Here is a 20,933-nt window from a genome sequence, read left to right as displayed (position 1 = left end):
TCCAAATGGCTCCCGTAACCCTGAAATCCGTCAAGAAGTCCTATGGCGAAGTCGCCACCATCCACGGCATCGATGTCGATATCGCCGATGGTGAATTCGTCGTGCTGGTCGGCCCCTCCGGCTGCGGCAAGTCCACCCTGCTGCGCATGATCGCAGGCCTGGAAACCGTGACCGGCGGCGAAATCTCGATCGGCCCCCGCGTGGTCAATGATCTGGAGCCCAAGGACCGCGACATCGCCATGGTGTTCCAGAATTATGCGCTCTATCCGCATATGAGCGTGGCGCAGAATATGGGCTTTTCGCTGGAGCACCGCGGCGCCAGCAAGGCCGAGATCGCCGAACGCGTGAACTGGGCCGCCGATATTCTGGGCCTCAAGCCCTATCTCGACCGCTTCCCGCGCCAGCTCTCGGGCGGCCAGCGCCAGCGCGTCGCCATGGGGCGCGCCATCGTGCGCAATCCGCAGGTTTTCCTGTTCGATGAACCGCTCAGCAATCTCGATGCCAAGCTGCGTGTCGTCATGCGCGGCGAGATCAAGAGCCTGCACCAGCGGCTGGGCGTCACCACCGTCTACGTCACCCACGATCAGGTCGAGGCCATGACCATGGCCGACAAGATCGTGGTGATGAATGCCGGCCGGGTCGAGCAGATCGGCGCGCCGCTCGATCTCTACGATCGTCCGGCCAACCAGTTCGTCGCCGGCTTCATCGGCTCCCCCGCGATGAACTTTATCGCCGGCACCATCACTGCCGAGGGCTTTGCCGCCGCCGGGGCAACTCTGCCGCTGCCCCCCGGCACCGGCAATACCGGCGCCCAGGCGGTCTATGGCATCCGCCCCGAACACCTGGCGCTGGACGATTCCGGCATTGCAGCCAGGGTCTCGCTGGTCGAGCCGATGGGCTCGGAAACCCAGGTTACCATGGCGATTGGCGAGCACACCATTATCGGCGTGTTCCGCGAGCGCGTGCAGGCCCGCCCCGGCGAAACCATCCATGTCCGCCCCGACCTCGCCCAATTGCATCTGTTCGACGCCGCCACGGGCGCGCGGTTGAACTGACAACGTCCTACGAAGCCACCGGCTTGTGTCTCCCCTCCCCCTTGAGGGGAGGGGTTGGGGGGGGGGGTCCCTTCGGTGGATCACCGCACCACCCCTCCCTCGATCCCTCCCCTCAAGGGGGAGGGAAGCCAGACCCCGGCGCTTGCCCGCCAAAGGATCACCATGACCAAGACCTATCCCGAAACCCCACTGCACCGCGCCATTACATCAGGCGAATTCCCCGTCATCGTCTCGCTGGCCCGCCACGATATCGATCTGGCCAAGGCGGCGCTCGATGCCGGTGCCACCGCGCTCAAGACCCACCTCAATGCCTATCACCGCGCCACCGGCACCACCTTCGGCAGCTTCGCCGAGGAGCGCCCTTTCTATGAAGCGCTGAGCAAGCTCGGCGCGCCCCTATTGCTGATGGCCGGGCAGGAAACCGTGCCATCCGCCGAGGAAATGGAGGCGCTGGCCGATCTCGGCTTTGAAGGCTTCAACGTCTACTTCGCCCACCTGCAGCCGCACTTGCTGCAGTCGCGGCTGCGGCCGATGCCGGCGCTGTCCTCGGACAGCACGCCGGAAGATCTCGAACGCATTATCGCCCTGCCCGGCGCCATGGTCGAAGCCTCGATCATCGAATTTTCCGGCTACGGCCAGCCGATGACCGATGCTGACGTGACCCGCTATGGCGAAATCGTCAAAGCGGCGGCGGGCATTCCGGTGATCGCCCCCAGCCAGCGCAAGTTCACGCCTGCCGACATGCCCCGCCTGCGCGCCGCCGGCATTGCCGCGCCCCTGCTCGGCGCCATTGTCACCGGCGACACAACTGCCTCGATGCAGGCGGCAGTCGCACCCATCGCCGCCGCGATTGCAGCCGACCGCTGAACCGAAAATGGACCCGCTCGGTCGCCACCTTTCCTTTGCCATCAATCTGCAGAACAATGCTTCCATTGCCGCCCGCTATCGTTCGTGGAGTTCTGCCGATGTGCCGCAACATTCGCACGCTGTTCAATTTCGAACCGCCCGCCACCAATGACGAAATCCGCGCCTCGGCGCTGCAGTTTGTCCGCAAGCTCAGTGGCTTCACCCATCCCTCGCAGAAGAACCAGGCGGCCTTCGACCATGCGGTCGATGACATCACCGCCATCGCCCGGCAATTGCTGAAAGACCTCGAAACCAGTGCCCCGCCGCGCGACCGCGACGTGGAAGCTGCCAAGGCGCGCGAACGCTCCCGCCAGCGCTACGCTTAGGTGGGGATCACCGATGCCGTTGCCTCGGGTGCCGATAGCAGCCGGCTCTCGCTGAGTTCACCCGAGGTTTCCAGCACCGCATAGGCCACCGAGGCCAGGTGGCCATTGATGCGCTTGAGATCGGCGAGGATATCGAGATGCAGTGAGCTGGTCTCGACCGCCTCGACATTGCGCTGACGCACGCGGGCCAGATGCGTGGCCGTCGACCCCGCCTCCAGCCGCCGCACCGTCGCCTTGGCGGCCACCAATTGCCGCGCCAGACTGGGATCGCGCGTCAGGAACACCGACTGCGCCAACTGCATATTGGCGATGGTGGTCTCGTAGAGCTTGGTGATCTCCGCCAACCCTTCGGGCGAGAATTTGACCTGTCGCTTGGCCTGTTTGGAGGCGCACTCGGAGAGACCCCCATCGATGATGTCCCCCACATGCTCGAGATTGATCGCATAGCCCATGATTTCGGCAGAGCGGCCGGCATCGTCGGCGTCCAGATCAGTGCAATCGAGGCGCGACAGGTAGAACTTGATCGAGCGCTGGATGGTGTCGACATCGTCATCGAGCTGCGACACCAATCCCTTCGAACTGACAGTCGGCTGGCGGAGCGCATCGAGACTGCTCTGCAGCATCTTGAGCACCAGATCACCCACCCGCAGCGTTTCGCGCGCTGCGCCCGCCAGCGCGACCACCGGCGTATCAAGCGCTGACTCGTCGAGATAGCTGGCAGCGGCTTCCGCCTGTGGCGGCGGCGGCAGGATGATGCGCGCGATTTTCGCAATCGGCCCCAGAAGCGGCAGGAACACGATCAGCAGCGCCAGATTGAAGGCGATATGCGCTGCGATGGTCAGGCTATTGGCATTGGGCAAGATGGCGAGCAGCAGATTGGCCGCCGGCATCGCAAAGATCATCAAGGCCAGCGCGCCCAGCGCCCGCACGATCAGATTGGCCAGCGTCAGCCGCCGCGCCTCGACACCTTCGCTCGATACCGCGACCAGGGGCGGAATGGCGCCCCCGAGATTGGCCCCGGCAACGAGAATGATAGCCAGGCTCGGCGCCACGATCCCAGCCTGTGCCAGCAAGGCGACGAACAGCACCACCGCCAGACTTGACGACGCGACAAAGGCCAGCCCCGCCGAGAACATCAGCGCAAACACCGGTGCATCGCCGAGCCCTTTGAGAATGGCGATCACCACGCTGGATTCGCGCAGCGGCCCGGTGACAGTCCCGACCAATTGCAGCGCCAGCAGCATCAGGCCCAGCCCGAGAATGGCCCGGCCAATACCCTTGCCGCGCGCATATTTGCTCATCTGGAAAGTGGCCACGCCGATCAGCATGAAGGCCGAGGCGAACCAGTGCACATCCATCGACAGGATGACTGCCGCGATCGAGGTGCCGACATTGGCCCCCAGCATAACCGCCTGCCCCATCTTGGGATCAACGACACCGCGCCCGGCAAACGAGGCGGTGATGACGGCCGTGGCCGTGCTCGACTGCAGCGCCAGCGTGGCGAAGAAGCCCGACAGCGCCGCCATGAAGCGATTTCCGGTGCCTTTGGCAATCCACTGCCGCAGCGAGGCGCCAAATGCGCGCATCACCCCCGACTTGATCAGCCGCAGCCCCCAGAGCAGCAAAGCTCCGGCCCCCAATAGATTGATCAGCTGAATAGTTGAGTTCAATGCATTTGCCGCCTTCCTCGATGCGTCCGGCAGCCCCTCAGCTCGACGACGCACTTGCACAGCTGTGCAAAAGATACATCTGCGCGCAGCCCCGTCAACGAAAATCCGCTATACTGGTTGCCATCGATCCCGGGAGGGCACAATTGCATTGTGCTGCCCGGCACACTATCTCAAAGGCAGGCAGCACGCGGACTTTGCACCCGCCTGCGGGGCCGGCAAATGGACTGTCCATGACCGAACCGATGCGAGAAAGCCGTACATTCGTCAGCGCCCAGAAGGTCGCGCAACGGGCTGGCGTATCGCGGTCTGCGGTATCGCGCACCTTTACCGACGGCGCCAGCGTTTCCGAGGAAACCCGCCGCAAGGTCATGCAGGCGGCCGAGGAACTCGGCTATCACGTCAACCACCTGGCCCGTGGCCTGATCAATGACCGCAGCAATATCGTCTGCCTTGTCGCCGCCGACATGGCCTCCCCGTTCCAGGCGCGCATGCTCGAGGTGCTGTCGCGACGCCTGCAGGAGGTCAACAAGGTCACCATGGTAATCAATACCTCGGGTGATAATGACAGCGTGGCGCAGGCACTGCGCCAGACCATCAATTATCGCGCCGATGCCACCGTGGTGCTTTCGGGCACCCCCGCCGCGTCGCTGATCGATACCTGCATTGCCAATGGCCAGCATGTCATCCTGATCAACCGCGATGACCATCCAGACGGCCCCGACAATCTGATGCTCGACAGCGTCGCCGCCGTGCATGAAGCCTTTTTCCTGCTGCAGCGGGCCGGCTGTCGCAAGATCGCCGTCATCTCGTCTCAGGCGGGCACCCCCAGCATTCGGGGTCGCGAAGTCGCCTTCACCGCTGCGGCCAAGGCTGCCGGCATGGACGTGACCATCACCCGCGCCGGCCCCACCGCCTATCAGTCCGGCGTGGAAGCCGCCCGTCAATTGTTTGCCCGCCAGGACCAGCCGGACGGCGCCTTCTGCGTCACCGACCTGCTGGCCTGCGGCTTCATGGATGCGGCGCGCTACGAATTCGGCATGCGCATTCCCGAGGATCTTTGCGTCGTGGGCCATGACGATATCGAGCAGGCCGGCTGGGAATCGTTCAACCTGACGACATTCCGCCAGCCCATAGATCAGATGGCCGAGCAGATCAGCGCCCTGCTGCTGCGCGAAACGATCCCGCTGCGCCCGCAGCCGATTACATTTCAGCCAGTTCCCGTCTGGCGGAAATCGGTACGGCCGCGCTGAGTGAGACAGCTCCACCGGGCTGCGCAATGTGGAAGGCCAGCGACGGTTCACGCTGCAAATAGCGTTCCATGATCGACAGCAGCAGCCCCAATTGCCGCTGCAGGCTGCCCTCGGGCCATTGCCGTCGGCCATATGACCCGATCAGGCTGCGATAGTGTGCCATCCGCTCTGCAGGGATGGCGGACTTGGCGATATCGGCACCCTTGCGCAGCGCGTACCAATCGACCACGAGATCGAAAAGGCTCGGTGCACCGGCCAAAGGCAGGGGATTGAGCGCGGTGCTGCTGATAGGCTCGGCATCGGCCAGCTGCGCCACTGCGTCGAGGCTGAGCAAGGGCACCAGCCGCGCCAGATCGGCGGGCCATTCCTTGGGCAGGTAGCGGTGCTGCACCAACGCGTGCAGATGCGCGTCGATGAAGGCGCCATGTGAGGCAGCTTGGAACAGCGCCTCAGCAGCAAGCCCGTCGCGCTGGGCTTCGGCCGCATAGCCGTCAAAGGCCACGTCATATCCCGGCGCCTCCCGGACCGACACGGTCTCGATCTGCAAGCCGTTGGGGTCGATATCGACCAGTTTGTAGCCGGGCGGATAGGCCACCAGCGACGGCACCGCCACATTGACGATGCTGCCTGTTGCGCCACGATAGCTGGCAGTATTGTTGATGTGCCAATGCCCGCTGAAATGCACCCCGATGCCAGCAGCGGCCAGCGCCGCAGCCACTGCAGGTTCGGGCATGCGGCGGACAAAGCCGGTATCGCCCAGAAGGCTGCGCTCATCCTCAGCACTGCCATTGAGCGGATCGACGACTGGATAATGCGAAAAGGCGACCAGCCGCTTGCCCTGCTGACGGGCCCGCTGCGCGACATCGGCAGCCCAGGTGAGCAGATGCGGCTTGTCGGTGAGAACAGCATTCCAGCCCACATCGGTGCAATCGCGGAAGGCCGGCGCACCGGCCTCCACCGCGCTCCTGTCATTGGGACGGTAGACATTGGCGTCGAGCGAAAGCAGCCATAGCCCCTCGATCGGCTCGACCAGATAGGATGCGTCGAGCATTGTCTCGATCGTGCCGCCATCGGGCGAGCGCACCTGATAACTGCGGGCATCCCAGTCGGATTTGGTCCCGAACGGGCTTTCCCAGTGGAGATCGCCCGGCCCCGGCACATAGCCGAGATCGGCCATCATCGGCATGACGTCTGGATAGCCGGGGCAATACATCTCTGCCGCGATCACCTCGGCGCCGCTTGACGCATTGCTGGACACCAGGCGGTTCGACCCATCGGGCAGCAGAAAGCGCTTGTCGTGGTTGCGGCCGGCCATGGCGAAGAGATCGTGATTACCCGGCGTTGCGTAAAAGCGCAGGCCCCTGGCGCGGTATTCGTCCAGCAGCGCATTGACGGTGCGCCAGTTGAACACCTGCCCGTCATCGGTCAGATCGCCGGCGATGACCACCAGCGAAATGCCACGGGCAACGACATCATCGAGAGCGGCGCGGAAGGCGGGGCCGCTCTCGTTGAAAATACGAGTCGATTCAGTGGTGTCCACCAAGGTGCGCAGCCCATTGGGCCCGCCCCCCTCGCCAGCCGGATCGAAATCGACATCGTGAAAATGCGGATCGGCGAGGATGGCGATGCGAACCATGATGCGTACCGATCAGCCGTTCGAGGCCAGACGCTTGGCAGGCGCCTGGGCCCCGCCGATCTGATCGATCCAGTCCGAGGCCTTGCGGGCAGCAGCAACCAGCATCGGCTTGGGTGCTTCATGCCATTCATCCGGGCGCAGCTCACGGCGAGTGCGCACATGGTCGAGCGCCGCATCGAGCGTCGGGAATTCGTCGGGAACCAGTTCATGCAGCAGCAGCCCGGTCAGCACCACCGACCGGCTGCGGCCGCCGCGGCAATTGATCAGCACATTGCCGCGCTCACGCAGCGGATAGGATGCCCGTTCCGGCAACACCTGTTCCAATGCGCCGCGCAGCAGGTAATAGCCCGCCAGCATCATGGTCTCGGGATTGCCGTCGCCATCGACAAGGCCGATCTTGTAATAGCGGATCGCTGCCGGACCGTAGGCGGCCTTGCCGTCTTCCGCCGGCATGGTCGGGGCCACGACGTAGTTGAGATCGAGATTGACCGCGCAATTGACCACGGTGGTAATACCCAGCTCGCGCAGCAGCGTCAGGTCGCGCGCGCCTTCCATGCCGCCGATGAAGATATTGACCCCATAGGGCTGCAGGTTCTCATAGATCGGGCTGATCTTGGGCCGCTCATAATGCGGGGTCGGCTTTTCCATTGGTCTACCTTCCGTAAGTCATAAGGACCGGGACAACCACCCCGGCAAATTCAGTCAGACAGCCTGCGCCCAGGCCTTGGCCGGAGCCGCAAGCTCTATCCCGGTTGCCCGGCTCATCAGCCCGCCAATGCCCGGCGCTGCGGCAAGCACGCCGCCCCCCGATGCCAGGCCATCCTTGTCGAGGAACGGCCCGACGACACCACCGGCCTCCTCCACCAGCAGCAGGCCGGCCAGGCAATCCCAGGCATGCATGTGCAGTTCGGCATAGGCATCCGAACGCCCTTCGGCCACATAGGCCAGGCCCAGCGCGCCCGATGCACCCCGGCGCACATTGGCGCCCTGCTCCAGCAACTCGGTTAGCGCCGCCAGATACTGCGCCATTGGCACGCGGTTGGACCAGCCGAGTTCGACGCAGGCAGCGCTGTAATCCCTGGTGTCGGCGACCCGAATGGGCTGGCCGTTTTTCTCGGCACCCCGGCCACGGCGGGCGAAATAGAATTCATTGATGCTGGGATTGTAGATGGCGCCCAGCTCGACCCGACCATTGGAAACGAAGGCGATCGAAATGCAGTAATGTGGAATCTGGCGGGCAAAGTTGGCGGTGCCATCGATGGGATCGACCACCCAGATATCGGTACCGATAGCCCCGCCCGACTCTTCCCCCAGAAAGGCATCGTCCGGAAATGCTGCGGCGATGCGCGACTTCAGATGCTGTTCGACAGCGCCGTCGGTCTCGGTCAGGAAATCCTGCGGCCCCTTCATCCCGATCTGCGCGCCCTCTCGCCTGGTATAACCAGCAAGGGCAACCCTGCCCGCACTGATAGCCATATCGCGGCAGAGCGCCTCACGCGCATCGAGACCGGCCTGGTCGATAGTCTGTGCCAGCCGAGTTGTCATAGTCACGCTCCAAAAATCGCAAGCAGGGTTTTGCACAGCTGTGCATTTTATTCAAGGAATCTGATTGCATGCCTGCCATCAGCGTCTGTGATTGTTTGTTTTTTTGTGGCTGCGCAGCCGTGCAGTCATGGCCGCTTCAATGTGCGGTTGCGATGGCCATCGATCGAGTTGGCTACGCTGTCCAGTGTCGGATAGTCGGCACCCTCCCCGGTGGCGACATAGCCGGGGCAGAAGAAGTCCGGGGTGTCTGGCGCCACCTTTCCCAGGGTCAGCGCCCGATAACTGCCGCCGGCCTGCCGCAAGATCAGGACGCCGGCGGTGACGTCCCACGGATTGACCCCGAAGCCAGCCGCCGCGTCGGTCCAGCCGGCCGCCACATGCGCCAGACTCAGCGCAGCGCTGCCGGGGCGGCGAAGGGTGGAAAATGTTTCAGCCAGGACGCCGAAATGCTCCAGCGCTTCCGCCTTGCCGTCGAGCCGGAAATCGCGCGCCACCGGATAACCGGTAATCAGCGTCGCCCTGGTTTCCTCGGCAATGGCGCGAGAGCGCAGCGGAGCGCCATTCAGCCAGACGCCCGTTATATCGGCGGCAAACATGTTGTCGGCAACCGGGTCATAGATGACGCCGGCGACGATCTCGCCGTCGATGACCGCGGCGATAGAAACGCACCAGAAGGCAATGCCCCGGGCGAAATTGGAGGTGCCGTCGATCGGATCGACATACCAGCACACTGGCCCATCGCCGACACTGCCGCCCTCTTCCCCCATGAAGGTGGAGTCCGGCACACGCGCGAAGATCAGGTCGCGGATCGTCTGCTCGCTCTGCTTGTCATGGACGGTAACGAGATCATGCAGGTCGACCTTGTAGTCGATGTCCATAGCCGAGCGGAACGCAGCCAGCAGCGGCGCTTGCACCTTGCGGGCGGCCTCCTCGGCGACGGCACGCAGGGCAGCGGAGCGGGCGGGATCAACGTTTTCGGCGTGACGAAGTGCGGATGCCATGGGAGGTCCAATACCGTGTGGGAAGGGGTGCCCCTGCGCGACTGCTGTGGAGTACCAGCGCGCAGGGGACGATCGGCCGGCTCGCACCGGCGCGAATGCTAACGCTTGTAGTGGATGCGCCAGAAGTCCTGCCAATCCTGCCGCGAATCCCAGTCATCGAGGCCGGTCGAGGCGTCATAGGCGAACAGCTTGTCAACCACGTTGGCCAGCCCCGATGGTTCGTCGCCGGGCAGCTCGATTTCGGTGTTGGTCGGCATCTTGCCGTCGCGCATCTGGGGCATGATGCCCTCTTCGCTGAGCACGTAATGGATGAACAGGCGCGCCGCGCTCGGGCTGTCCGACTTGGTGGCGATCAGGCCGAGCTTGGTATAGGTCCAGCCTGGCCACGGTCCCAGATCGGCGCAAAGGCCCAGCTTGTAGCCCTTGTCGGCGTTGTCGCGGAACTTGGCCGAACTCATCAGTCCGAAAAACGGCTCGGTCTGGCCGGGTGCACCGACAGCTTCGGAAATCGGATCGTCGCCATCGGTTATCAGCGGGCCATTGGCCGCAAACGCCTTGACCCACGCCGCGGCGGCGCTGGCCTCGTCGGTCACCAGATCGGTGCCGAAGTGATCCTTGTAGGCGGCTGCGAGCGCGTCTTCGCCATGGGTCGCCATCTGGCTGAACCAGTCGGTATAAGTGCCCTTGGTCAGCGGATCGACAAAGGCCACCTTGCCCTTCCATGCCGGCTCGGTCAGCTCCCAGATGTTGGAAACCGGGCAGCTGTCATGGACCTCGGTATTGTAGGTCCACACATTGGCATTGGTGGAGATCGCCAGCGGATTCTGGAACCCGGTGGGGATTTTATCCGCCATATCGGGCGGCAGCCAGCTTTCCACAAAGCCCTGGGGCAGCAATTGCGCCAGGCCAGCCGGTGTATCGGTGATCAACGCCACGTCGCCCTGCACATTGCCGGCCTGCGATTCACGGATGATCATTTCCAGCTGGCTATTGGCCGAAACCTTCTGGCCGGTGGCCTGAACGCCGTATTTTGCCGAGAAGTTCTCGGCCATTTCGACGATCTTGCCGGTGCTGTCATAGATGGTGATCGGCGGCTCGGCCTTGGCGGCCGTGATCAACGCCTCCAGATCGAAATTCTGGGCGGCCGCGGGAGCTACCAGCGCGGCCAGGACCGCCATGGAGACCGGGGCCCGTTTCATCCACGTCATGAGGTCAGTCGACAACATATTGCTTCCTTCCGGAAATGATGATGGGCGGTGCGCCGCGGGAGCCCCGGCGCACCATTGGCGTCACTTGCTATAGTTGAGGCGCCACAGATCCTGCCAATCCTGGCGGGCATCCCAGTCGTCCATGCCGGTGGCGGTGTTGTACGGCAGCAGGTTGGCGAGTTCGGCGCCCACGCCTGACGGCTCATCCGCCGGCAAGGCAACGTCCGAATTGGTCGACATCTTGCCATCGGCCGATTGCGGCGCGATGCCTTCCTCGGTCATCAGGTAGTGCACGAACAGCTTGGCGGCGTTCGGGCTGGTGGTGCCGGTGGCAATCAGGCCAATGCCCGGATAGAGCCAGCCAACGGTTGGTGCCATGCCCGAGCAGAGGCCAAGCTTGTAGCCGCTATCGGTATTGTCGCGGTACTTGGCCGAGCTAAGCAGACCCATGAAGCCTTCCTTCTGGCCGGGCGCGCCGACAGCGTCGGATGCGCCCTGGTCAGCATCGGTCAGCAAGGGCGCATTGGCGGCCAGTGCCTTGACCCAGGCGGCGGTTGCCGTTTCGGTTGAGGTATCGAGGTCCTTGCCGTATTGCGCCTTATAGGCTGCGGCCATGCCCTCATCGCCATGCAGGGCCATCTGGTTGAACCAGTCGGTATAGGACGACTTGCCCAGCGGATCCTGCATCGCCACCTTGCCGCGCCATTCCGGCTCGGTCAGCTGCCAGATATTGGTGATCGGGCAGGCGTCGTACAGCTCGGTATTATAGGTCCAGACGCTGGCGCTGGTGATGATCTGCAGCGGGTCCTGCACTGCCGGGTCGATCTTGTCCGCCATGTCGGGCGGCACCCAGCTGGCGGCAAAGCCCTGCGGAATGATCTGGGCAATCGCAGCTGGCGCGTCGTGGACGACGAACACGTCCCCCTGAACATTATTGGCCTGCGCTTCGCGGATCAGCATTTCAAGCTGCGCCGCCGCCTTGACCTTGGTGCCGGTCGCCGTCACGCCATATTTGGCGGTGAAGGCATCAGCCATCTCAACGATCTTGCCGGTGGTGTCATAGACATTGATCGGCTCTTCGGCCTTGGCCGCTTCGATCAGCGCGTCGAGGTCGAACGCCTCCTGGCCAATCGCCGGAGCTGCCAGTGCCAGCACGGTGGTGCCGGTGAGCAGCATCTTGGTCCAGGTTCCGATATAGTCTCGCATTACCTTCTCCTCCCAGTATTTGTTGCCGTACGCCCTCCCCGAGCGCCGGTAGTGCAGCCGGCCACCTCCATGGCCGGTAGACGGGTGCCAGGCAGAGCCTGCCACCGAAATCGCTTCTAGCGGCTGTAGTGGATGCGCCAGAAGTCCTGCCAGTCCTGCCGCATATCGAAATCGGCTGCGGCCGAAGCGGTGCGATAGGTCATCAATTGGTCGAGCATGGCGGTGACGCCCGACGCTTCTTCGGCGTACGGTGGAATGGCGCTGTTGGATGAAATCTTGCCATCGACCGCCTGTGGGGCGATGCCCTCCTCGGTTAGCAGGTAGCGGATGAACAGCCGCGCTGCGTTAGGGCTCTTGGTGCCTGCCGCGATCATCCCGTAGCCGGGAAACAGCACGCCACTGAACGGCGCCATGTCCTGGCAGATGCCAAGCTTGAAGCCCTTGGCCGCATTGTCGCGGAACTTGGCGGTCGAGGTGATGCCGAAATAGGGTTCAGCCTGGCCCGGCGCGCCGATGGCCTCGGCCACCGCCGAGGAGTCCCCCAGCAGCGGCTGGTTGGCGGCATAGGCTTTCACCCAGGCAGCCGTGGCGCTCTGCTCATCGCTCACCAGCGGCTTGCCAAAAAGCGCTTCGTAGGCCGCAGCCATTTCAGCGTCGTGATGGGTCTCCATCTGGTTGAACCAGTCGGCATAGGCAGGCTTGGCCAGCGGGTCGAGCATCGCCACCTTGCGGCTCCATTCCGGCTGCGTCAGCTGCCAGATATTGCTCACCGGGCAGGTATCGTAGACCTCGCTATTGTAGGTCCACACATGCGGATCGTTGACCAGCACCAGCGGATCGCGCGCGCCTTCGGCAATGCCGACTGCGATATCGGGCGGCACCCAGTTTTCGACCATGCCCGCCGGGATCAACTGACCGGCGATCGCAGCGGTGTCGGCCGCAACGGTGACGTCCCCCAGGACATTCCCGGCCTGGCTCTCGCGGACCAGCAGTTCGACCTGCTCGCTCTCATTGACCTTCTTGCCGGTGGCGGCAACGCCGTATTTGGCGGTGAAGGCATCGGCAGTTTCGACGATCTTGCCGGTCACCGCATAGACGGTGATCGGGGCCTCGGCCCGGGCGGCGACAATCAGTGCATCGAGATCGAACGCCTCCTGTGCGCCGGCCGGAGCGATGCTCAGGACGGCCAGGGCAACGGCCCCCATCAGCGACGAATATCGGTTCATGCTTGCTCCTCTCAAACTTTGCGTGGCGCAGCAGTCGCGTCAGGCTTTGCAGGTGCGCAGCAGCGCGTCGGCGCCGTCGAGGCGCTTGCCCGAGGTGTCGAACACATGCAGTGCCTTGGGCTTGACCCAGATATTGACCTTGGCGCCAACACCGATTTCCGGCAGCTCGTCAGTGGTCAGGAACACCTTGTCGCCGGCGCTGCGCAGCTCGAGGATCCAGTTGCCGCCGGTCGGCAGGATGCCGGTCACGTCCAGCGGCGCGCTGAAGGCCGTCGCGGGCACTTCGCTCAGCTCGGTGGTCCAGCGCATTGCCTCGGGCCGGATGCCGACCGAACCGGGAACGCCCAGCGCCGGGAATCTCTCGGCGAGGAACTGGCCCATACGGTCAGCCAGTGCGGAGCGACCCTTGCCTTCCATAGTCAGGATATTGATCGGCGGGTTGCCGACGAACTCGGCGACGAAGCGGTTCGCCGGACGCTCATAGATCTCGTCGGGCGTGCCCATCTGCTGCAGCGTGCCTTCGCTCATCACCCCGATCGTGGTGGCCAGGGTCATGGCCTCCCACTGGTCATGGGTCACGAAAACGATGGTGGTCTTGAACTCGGCATGAATACGCTTGAGCTCCGCCCGCATTTCCAGGCGCAAACGCGCATCGAGATTGGAGAGCGGCTCATCGAGCAGCAGCACGCCCGGATTGACCGCCAGCATGCGGGCCAGGGCGACACGTTGCTGCTGGCCACCGGACAACTGGCTGGGGAACCGGTCGCGGTATTTCTCGATATCGAGCGCCTTCATCACCTTGCTGACGCGCTCTTCGCGCTCGGCCTTGGGCACCTTGCGCAAGCGCAGGCCGAAATCGGTATTGCGCTCGATGGTCAGGTGCGGCCAGAGCGCGTAGCTCTGGAACACGAGGCCCATTTCCCGCTTTTCAGGCGGTACGAACACGCCATTGATCACCGAGTCCACCACGCGGTCGCCAACGCGGATTTCGCCATCAGACAGGTTCTCCAGCCCGGCGATCATGCGCAGCGTCGTGGTCTTGCCGCAGCCCGAAGGCCCCAGCAGGCACATGAACTCGCCATCGCCGATTTCCAGATCCAGGTCGCTGACCGCATTGGCGGAATTGCCGCCGTAGTTTTTCTGCACATTGCGAAGATTGATTGTGGGCATCCTAGCCACCGAGTCCTTCTGCAAGATTGGTCTTGGTCAGCTTCTGGGCTGCCAGGGTTCCGAAATAGGCCAGTCCGGCCACGATCAGCACCACCGCATTGGCGGCCTGGGTGTAGTGATAGTCGACAAGACGCAACGAGTAAGTGGTGAGCACGTCGGTGCTGGGCACTGCCAGGATGACGAAGAGGCTCAGCCCCTTGATCCCCGAGATGAAGGGCAGCAGCACCCCGGTCACCAGCGATCCCTTCTGGATCGGGATGACGACGGTCATCATGCGGCGCAGCCAGCCGGCACCGGCGATCTGAGCCGCTTCTTCCGGCTCCTTGCCCAGCTGCATCATCGCCGAGATACCGGCCCGCGAGGCATAGGGCATCTGGTCGGCAATCAGCGCCAGGATCAGGATGAACACCGTGCCATAGAGCGCCGGGATCGGCCCGCGCTGCACCGCGAACAGCGACAGATAGGCTGCAGCGAAGGCAATGCCAGGCACCAGATAAGGCAGGAAGGTGATCTGGCGAAGGAAGATCGACAGCGGCCGCACGGGGGTCCGCACGACGACATAGCCCACCAGCAGCCCCAGAACGCCCGACGTCAGCGAGGCGAGACCGACGATCCACAGCGTGTTCCACGCCGCATTCCACAGGTCCGGCGTCAGCAGGATGCCGGTGCGCAAGGCCACGGTGTCCAGATTGGTGCCGATCCAGTAGTCCAGCGTGAAGTTGGAGAAGTTGAACTGGCCGGGCACCTTCATCAGGGTCGACAGCGCCAGCGTCAGGATGGGCATGCCGACGCTGAGCAGAAAGATCAGGCCGGCAAAGCCGGAGGCCAGCAGCTTGTACTTGCCCAGGTCGGTCAGCCGGTTCATCGAGCCCTTCGAGCCGATGGTGACAAAGCGGCGCGCTTCCTTGACCAGATACGCGTCGATCAGCAGCGAAATCATGCCGATCAGCATGATCGAGCCGGCGACCACCGCCGCCACGCCGGTCTGGCGCGAGGCAATATTGCGGTAGAGCGAGGTGGCCAACACGTCGAACTTGACCGGCAGGCCCAGCACATAGGCCACGCCGAATTCACCGAGGCACTTAGCGAAGATCAGCACGATGGCCGAGATCAGCGCCGGACGCATCAGCGGCAGGATGATCTGCCAGGCCACCTGGCGCGGCTTGGCACCGAGAATGCGCGCCGAGTCTTCCAGCTGGGAGTCAAAGCGGCGGAGCGCGCTGCCGAACAGGAGAATGATGAAGGGCGTATAGTGCAGCGCCAGAATGATGGTGATCGGCACCTGGCCGTAAGCCAGCCAGTCCGGCGGCGTGAAACCCATGCCCTCCAGCCATCCCGGCTGCCCGCCAACGGTGCGGTTCTTGAACAGCGTGGTCCAGGCCAGAGCGAAGGTCCAGGCCGGCAGCATGTAAGGCACGATCAGCGCCGTGGCGAACCAACGACGGCCCAACAGATTGGTGCGGCTGACCAGCCAGGCCAGAATGCTGCCGATGAACACCGAGACGGTGATCGCCCCGGCCGAAACCGACAGCGTATTGAACAGCGGCTGCCAGAACAGGTCGGACGAAATCGGGGAAAGGAAGGTGCGGTTGAGATAATAGAGCGTCAACTGCCCCATATCCATGCCGATGCGGCGCTCATCGCCGAACTGCACCCTGCCGGCATCCATCAGCATGGAAATGATCGGCACGAGGATGAGATAGGTGAACAGCAGTGCCGTCAGGATGCCGACCAGAGTAGTCGGCTCGCGCAGCGAAATCTTGAAGCTGTAGCGCATCCGCTGCGTGGCGGTCGGCGCGGGCAGATCGCCGCGCGCCTCATCACCAGCCAACTGCCCGACATTGGTTGAATCAGACACGCTCATGCGCGCCATCCATGCATCAATGTCGGCCGAGCGCGGCAGACAGAATTGGGACGTCCCACCAGGGACGGACAGGAATTAGCCATGCAGTCTCCTCCACCACGATCACCTACCCTGTTGCCGGGCTTTGGCGCTCGCTGCCGTGTCTTCCAGTTGCCAGAACTGCAACTGGGCGCGGAATACGATGACCAATTATTGGTCGCCGTGGAATGCATGCTCCATTTTCAGAACGCGGAAGTCAATCACCTCGATCAAAAAATTGCACAGCTGTGCAAAATGCATTCTTCGGCGCCTATCCAGCAAACCTTGCCAATGGAGGTGAACCCAAGTGAGCCATTGAGAAACAAAGGCAATTCGGTGCACTGCTGTGCAGCGTTCAAATGCAGGGGCTAGATGACGACCTGCTCATCGCTGCTCAACAGGCCCGCCAGCACGCCCAGGCCCCGTTCCAGAATCGGCCGGCTTGGCGGCGTCATGATGCAGATTCGCACGCCCCCGATTGCGGGTTCGCCCACCTGCATGGCACCGGGCGGCGTGATCCGCACCCCGGCTTCGCTCGAGCGCCGCGCCAGCTGCTCGGCCTTGAGCGGACTTAGGTCCAGCCAGATATGCGGCGCGCCATTGGGCATCGGCGTCGCTGCCAGACCCAGTATGGCGCGGGCCAGATCCAGACGCGCCTTCGCCTCCACCCTTAGCAAAGCTGCGGTATCGGCCGCGGCACCGGTTTCGATCAGCGCCGCCGCCAGTTCGACCACGTAGGGCGGCAGGCCCCAGCTCTCCGCCCGCAACCGCCGGACAATGGCGGTGCGATGCGCACGCGGCGGCACCAGCACGCCCAAACGCACCAGCGGCGTCACGCTTTTGGACAGGCTGGTGATGAAGAATGTCGTCTCTGGCGCCAACTGCTTGTAGGTGAGCCCACCCTTGGCGGCGTAAAGCCCGTAAATGTCGTCCTCGACTATGGCGGCCCCATGTTTTGCCGCCACCGTCGCCAGGACCCGCCGGCGCTCCGGCCCGGTTTCAAAGCCCAGCGGATTCTGGCAGACGGGCGTCGTATAGATGATCCGGCAACCGCTCTCCGTGAGCACTTTGTCCAGAGCATCGGGCAGCATGCCCTCGTCGTCATAGGCCACCGGCAGCATGGTCAAGCCCAGATTGGCCGCGGCAGCGATGGCACCGGGAAAACTGACCCCTTCGCTGGCAATGCTGGTCGATTGACTGCGCAGCGCCGCGAAGGCCAGGTGCAACCCCTGCTGGGCACCGCTGCACAGCACAATGTCATCCGCACTGCTATTGAGCCGCGTCTCGCTCAGCCATTGCGCCACCACAGTGCGCTGTCGTTCGGTGCCGCTATGATCGACATAGCCCCCCTGGGGCAGCGCCAGAGCCTGCCGCGTCGCAATCGAGGCCGCCGCGCTCAGCCGTTCATGCCCCAGCAAGGGCGGCGGCGCGTTGATGGTGAGGTCGATGAACTCAGATTCGGCGCCAGTATTGGCCCCGACAAAGGTTCCGCGGCCGATCTCGCCCCTCACCACGCCGCGCGCACTCAGCGCGTCGATAGCGCGCGTCACCGTGCCGATGGATACGGAAAACTGTCGCGCCAGATGCCGATGCGTCGGCAAGCGCGCGCCGGGCGGATAGAGGCCGTTGGCAATGGCGCCCTCGATAGCCAAAGCCAGCCGCTCATGCAGCGCTTTGTCGGAATCGGGCAGGAACAGATCAGATGACTGAGACATTCCGCACCATATAGCAGCGATTGTATCATTCGCATCAGAAAAATACGATCCCGGCGCGGTTTCCGGCGCGAATGGGGCAAACGGCTGGCAAGCACTGGAAATCCAGTCAAATAGGCAGCAACCTCTCAAAGCTTTGAATTTATTGAACAATGCTTCAATGGTCAGCATTGTTGACATAACAATAATTTTGGGATTGTATCGTTCGTATCGAACTAAGGTGATACAAAATGCCGCCACTCCCCTTGCCCCGTCTATCCTCGCGCGCCCAGGCCATGAAGGCCTCGGAAATTCGCGAACTGCTCAAGCTGGTGTCGCGTCCCTCGATGATTTCGTTCGCGGGTGGCATTCCCGATCCGGCGCTGTTCAATGTCGGCATGTTCCAGGACGCCTATCGCGACGCCTTTGCCGGGCCCTCGATTGCCCGCGAGGCGCTGCAATATTCGACCACCGAGGGCTATCTGCCACTGCGCCAATGGATTGCCGACCGTATGGGGCAGTCGGGGATCAAGGCCGGAGCCGACAATATCCTGATCACCTCAGGCTCCCAGCAGGCGCTCGACCTGATCGGCAAGCTGCTGCTCGATGCCGGCGACACCGTGGTCACCGCCCGGCCGACCTATCTGGGCGCGCTGCAATCGCTGTCGGCATTCGAGCCCACTTTTGCTCCGCTCGATGCCGAGCACCGCACCGGCAGCGAGGCGCCGAAAATGCTCTATCTGGTGCCCGACTTCGCCAACCCCGACGGCCGCACCATGAGCGTCGCCGCCCGTCACGATGCGCTGGCGTTGGCTGACCGGCTGGGAGCTATCATTGTCGAGGACGGCGCCTATTCGGCGCTGCGGTATGAGGGGGAGGACCTGCCCTCGATTGCCGCGCTCGACCAGCAGCGCGCCAGCAGCATCGAGGCGACCCGCACGCTCTATTGCGGCACCTTCTCCAAGACCCTGTCCCCCGGCCTCCGCATCGGTTGGATCTGTGGCCCGGCCACGCTGATCCGGCGGCTGACCCTGATGAAGCAGGGCGCCGACCTGCATACGGCCACGATCAACCAGATCGTCATGCACCACGCTGCCGTCGCCTGTTTCGACGTGCAGGTCGAACGCTCGCGTGCCATCTACCGGGTCCGCCGCGACGCCATGCTGGCCGCCCTCGGCCGCTATGCGCCTGCCGGCACCACCTGGTCACGCCCGCAGGGCGGCATGTTCATCTGGCTGCAAATGCCAGCCCATATCGACGCCGCGTGCCTGCTCGAACAGGCCATCCGTAGCGATATCGCCTTCGTTCCCGGCGGCGCCTTCTTCCCCGATGGCACCGGCCGCAACACCATGCGCCTGAGCTTCTCGCTCTGCGACGAGGCCCAGATCGAAATCGGTATCTTCAAGCTGTGCGGGTTGATCAATGCCCACGCATCGGCGCGCCCTCTGGTGGTGAACGCCTAGCGCGGCACCCTACTCTGCCCCACTGCACCACCGCGCCATCCAACCCACCGCGCTGTCCCCGGACTTGATCCGGGGACAGCTCCCCGCTCATACCGGGTTGAGAGTGGCCCACGGATCAAGTCCGTGGGCAGCCCGGTTGATGTTGCCGAAATGAGTGAAACCGGGATCTCAGCAAACAAAAAGCCAGTGCAAACAAAAGGCCCCGGAGCATCTCCGGGGCCTTTGCATTAGTGGCAGCTGAACCTAGCCGGCAGCGGTATAGGCCGTCTTCACCACCGTGAAGAACTCGGCTGCATACTTGCCCTGCTCGCGCGAGCCGTAGCTGGAGCCCTTGCGGCCACCGAACGGCACGTGGAAGTCGACGCCGGCGGTCGGCACATTCACCATCACCATGCCCGCTTCGGCATTGCGCTTGAAGTGGGTCGCGTATTTCAGCGAGGTGGTGACGATGCCGGCACTGAGGCCGAATGCGGTGTCATTGGCCGTGGCCAGGGCTTCGTCATAATCCTTGACCCGGATGACCGAAGCCACCGGCCCGAAGATTTCCTCGCGGCTGATGCGCATGGAATTGGTCGCCTCGGTGAACAGCGTCGGTGCCAGGAAATAGCCCTCGGTCGCCCCCTTCACCATTTCGCCGCCAGCGACGAGCTTGGCGCCTTCGGCCTTGCCAATGGCGATATAGTCGGTGTCCTGCTTGAGCTGGTTGGGATCAACCACCGGGCCGATTTCGGTGTTCTTGTCGAGTGCATCGCCAACCCGCAGATTGCGGGTGCGCTCGGCCAGGGCCTCGACAAATGCGTCGTGGATGCCCGCAGTGACGATGACGCGCGACGAAGCTGTGCAACGCTGACCGGTCGAGAAGAAGGCCGACTGCGCCACGCTTTCCACGGCGACCTTGAGGTCGGCGTCGTCGAGCACCACGGTCGGGTTCTTGCCGCCCATTTCCAGCTGGAACTTGCGGTTATGTTCGATCGAGGCCGCAGCAACACGCTTGCCGGTGCCAACCGAGCCGGTGAAGCTGATGGCGTTGACGTCCTTGCTGTCGAGCATGGTCTGGCCAACAACGGAGCCCTTGCCCATCACCAGGTTCAGCACGCCATTCGGCAGGCCGGCGCGCTTGAGGATATCGACAATGGCCCAGGTGGAGCCCGGCACCAGGTCGGCCGGCTTGATCACCACGGTATTGCCATAGGCCAGCGCCGGCGCAATCTTCCAGCTCGGAATGGCGATGGGGAAATTCCACGGCGTGATGATGCCGATGACGCCGATCGGCTCGCGGGTGATCTCGACCCCGACGCCCGGGCGCACGCTGGGCAGCACTTCGCCGGCCAGTCGCAGCACTTCACCGGCAAAGAAATCAAAGATCTGCGCGGCGCGGGTCACCTCGCCAATGCCCTCGGGAAGGGTTTTGCCTTCTTCGCGGCTCAGCAGTTCGCCCAGCTCGGCCTTGCGCGCCAGGATTTCCTGGCTGGTCTTTGAGAGGATGGCATGGCGCTCGAGGATGCCCGAGCGCGACCAGGCGGGGAAAGCAGCCTTGGCGGCGGCGATGGCCTGCTTGGTCTCTTCGGCCGAGGCGCGGGCATAAACACCCACGACTTCGGCGGTGTTGGACGGATTGATATTGTCCACCCCGTCAGTGCCGACCCACTCGCCATTGATCAGGTTCTGGTGCAATTGCGTCATTCGGTATGCCTTCCT

Annotated in this window: 18 protein-coding genes; 6 read left to right on the top strand and 12 right to left on the bottom strand. The window is 63.5% G+C overall.

What is annotated here, in order from left to right; all coding sequences use genetic code 11:
- Positions 1-5: 5 nt before the first annotated feature.
- The 3 genes from BUA69_RS07770 (at position 6) to BUA69_RS07760 (ending at position 2,287) form a co-directional block, all read left to right on the top strand.
- A complete protein-coding gene (locus BUA69_RS07770; protein ID WP_046134170.1) occupies positions 6-1,055 on the top strand; it encodes an ABC transporter ATP-binding protein in 1,050 nt (349 codons plus the stop codon).
- Positions 1,056-1,217: 162 nt separating this feature from the next.
- Positions 1,218-1,922: a hypothetical protein gene (locus BUA69_RS07765; protein WP_046134171.1), complete on the top strand. Its 705-nt coding sequence runs from the start codon at positions 1,218-1,220 to the stop codon at positions 1,920-1,922.
- A 98-nt stretch (positions 1,923-2,020) separates the two neighbouring features.
- Positions 2,021-2,287, top strand: a complete 267-nt coding sequence (locus tag BUA69_RS07760; protein ID WP_046134172.1) for a DUF2277 domain-containing protein — start codon at positions 2,021-2,023, stop codon at positions 2,285-2,287.
- Here BUA69_RS07760 and BUA69_RS07755 read toward each other — a convergent pair.
- Entirely contained in the window at positions 2,284-3,957 is a 1,674-nt protein-coding gene (locus tag BUA69_RS07755) for a Na/Pi cotransporter family protein (RefSeq protein ID WP_046134173.1), read from the bottom strand. The two genes, BUA69_RS07760 and BUA69_RS07755, sit on opposite strands and share 4 nt — an antisense overlap.
- Before the next feature lie 230 nt (positions 3,958-4,187).
- Here BUA69_RS07755 and BUA69_RS07750 point away from each other — a divergent pair, with 230 nt between their 5' ends.
- Positions 4,188-5,207: a LacI family DNA-binding transcriptional regulator gene (locus BUA69_RS07750; RefSeq protein WP_046134174.1), complete on the top strand. Its 1,020-nt coding sequence runs from the start codon at positions 4,188-4,190 to the stop codon at positions 5,205-5,207.
- Here BUA69_RS07750 and BUA69_RS07745 read toward each other — a convergent pair.
- The 9 genes from BUA69_RS07745 to BUA69_RS07705 form a co-directional block, all read right to left on the bottom strand.
- Positions 5,158-6,843, bottom strand: coding sequence for a metallophosphoesterase family protein (locus BUA69_RS07745; protein WP_046134175.1), 1,686 nt, complete (start codon positions 6,841-6,843; stop codon positions 5,158-5,160). The genes BUA69_RS07750 and BUA69_RS07745 overlap by 50 nt on opposite strands.
- A 12-nt stretch (positions 6,844-6,855) precedes the next feature.
- Entirely contained in the window at positions 6,856-7,491 is a 636-nt protein-coding gene (locus BUA69_RS07740; RefSeq protein ID WP_046134176.1) for a dual specificity protein phosphatase family protein, read from the bottom strand.
- A gap of 54 nt (positions 7,492-7,545) precedes the next feature.
- Complete coding sequence (locus BUA69_RS07735; protein WP_046134177.1) at positions 7,546-8,388, bottom strand: inositol monophosphatase family protein; 843 nt, start codon at positions 8,386-8,388, stop codon at positions 7,546-7,548.
- A gap of 125 nt (positions 8,389-8,513) precedes the next feature.
- On the bottom strand, positions 8,514-9,389 hold the full coding sequence (locus BUA69_RS07730; RefSeq protein WP_046134178.1) for an inositol monophosphatase family protein: 876 nt from the start codon (positions 9,387-9,389) through the stop codon (positions 8,514-8,516).
- 98 nt (positions 9,390-9,487) lie between these two features.
- Positions 9,488-10,588 (bottom strand): ABC transporter substrate-binding protein, encoded by a 1,101-nt coding sequence (locus BUA69_RS07725; protein ID WP_425283922.1) that lies wholly within the window; start codon positions 10,586-10,588, stop codon positions 9,488-9,490.
- 90 nt (positions 10,589-10,678) lie between these two features.
- On the bottom strand, positions 10,679-11,803 hold the full coding sequence (locus BUA69_RS07720) for an ABC transporter substrate-binding protein (RefSeq protein WP_082093723.1): 1,125 nt from the start codon (positions 11,801-11,803) through the stop codon (positions 10,679-10,681).
- Between the two features lie 116 nt (positions 11,804-11,919).
- Complete coding sequence (locus tag BUA69_RS07715; RefSeq protein ID WP_244468706.1) at positions 11,920-13,029, bottom strand: ABC transporter substrate-binding protein; 1,110 nt, start codon at positions 13,027-13,029, stop codon at positions 11,920-11,922.
- Between the two features lie 39 nt (positions 13,030-13,068).
- On the bottom strand, positions 13,069-14,199 hold the full coding sequence (locus BUA69_RS07710) for an ABC transporter ATP-binding protein (RefSeq protein WP_046134180.1): 1,131 nt from the start codon (positions 14,197-14,199) through the stop codon (positions 13,069-13,071).
- 1 nt (position 14,200) lies between these two features.
- The gene (locus tag BUA69_RS07705; protein ID WP_425283924.1) at positions 14,201-15,976 is read right to left on the bottom strand and encodes an ABC transporter permease; all 1,776 of its coding nucleotides are present in this window, start codon (positions 15,974-15,976) and stop codon (positions 14,201-14,203) included.
- Between the two features lie 168 nt (positions 15,977-16,144).
- Here BUA69_RS07705 and BUA69_RS20735 point away from each other — a divergent pair, with 168 nt between their 5' ends.
- Positions 16,145-16,453: a hypothetical protein gene (locus BUA69_RS20735; protein ID WP_143154463.1), complete on the top strand. Its 309-nt coding sequence runs from the start codon at positions 16,145-16,147 to the stop codon at positions 16,451-16,453.
- On the opposite strand, the gene BUA69_RS07700 is transcribed toward BUA69_RS20735, so the two are convergent.
- Entirely contained in the window at positions 16,450-17,796 is a 1,347-nt protein-coding gene (locus BUA69_RS07700) for an aminotransferase-like domain-containing protein (protein WP_046134181.1), read from the bottom strand. The genes BUA69_RS20735 and BUA69_RS07700 overlap by 4 nt on opposite strands.
- 227 nt (positions 17,797-18,023) lie before the next feature.
- Here BUA69_RS07700 and BUA69_RS07695 point away from each other — a divergent pair, with 227 nt between their 5' ends.
- Complete coding sequence (locus BUA69_RS07695) at positions 18,024-19,235, top strand: aminotransferase-like domain-containing protein (RefSeq protein WP_046134182.1); 1,212 nt, start codon at positions 18,024-18,026, stop codon at positions 19,233-19,235.
- 243 nt (positions 19,236-19,478) lie between these two features.
- Here the strand turns inward: BUA69_RS07695 and BUA69_RS07690 are convergent, their stop codons facing one another.
- Positions 19,479-20,918: an aldehyde dehydrogenase family protein gene (locus tag BUA69_RS07690; RefSeq protein WP_046134183.1), complete on the bottom strand. Its 1,440-nt coding sequence runs from the start codon at positions 20,916-20,918 to the stop codon at positions 19,479-19,481.
- Between the last annotated feature and the right edge of the window lie 15 nt (positions 20,919-20,933).

The sequence above is a fragment of the Devosia limi DSM 17137 genome (assembly GCF_900128975.1).
GTDB lineage: Bacteria > Pseudomonadota > Alphaproteobacteria > Rhizobiales > Devosiaceae > Devosia > Devosia limi.
The sequence above is the reverse complement of the archived record's forward strand: the minus strand, read 5'-3'. Positions and strand labels throughout refer to the sequence as shown.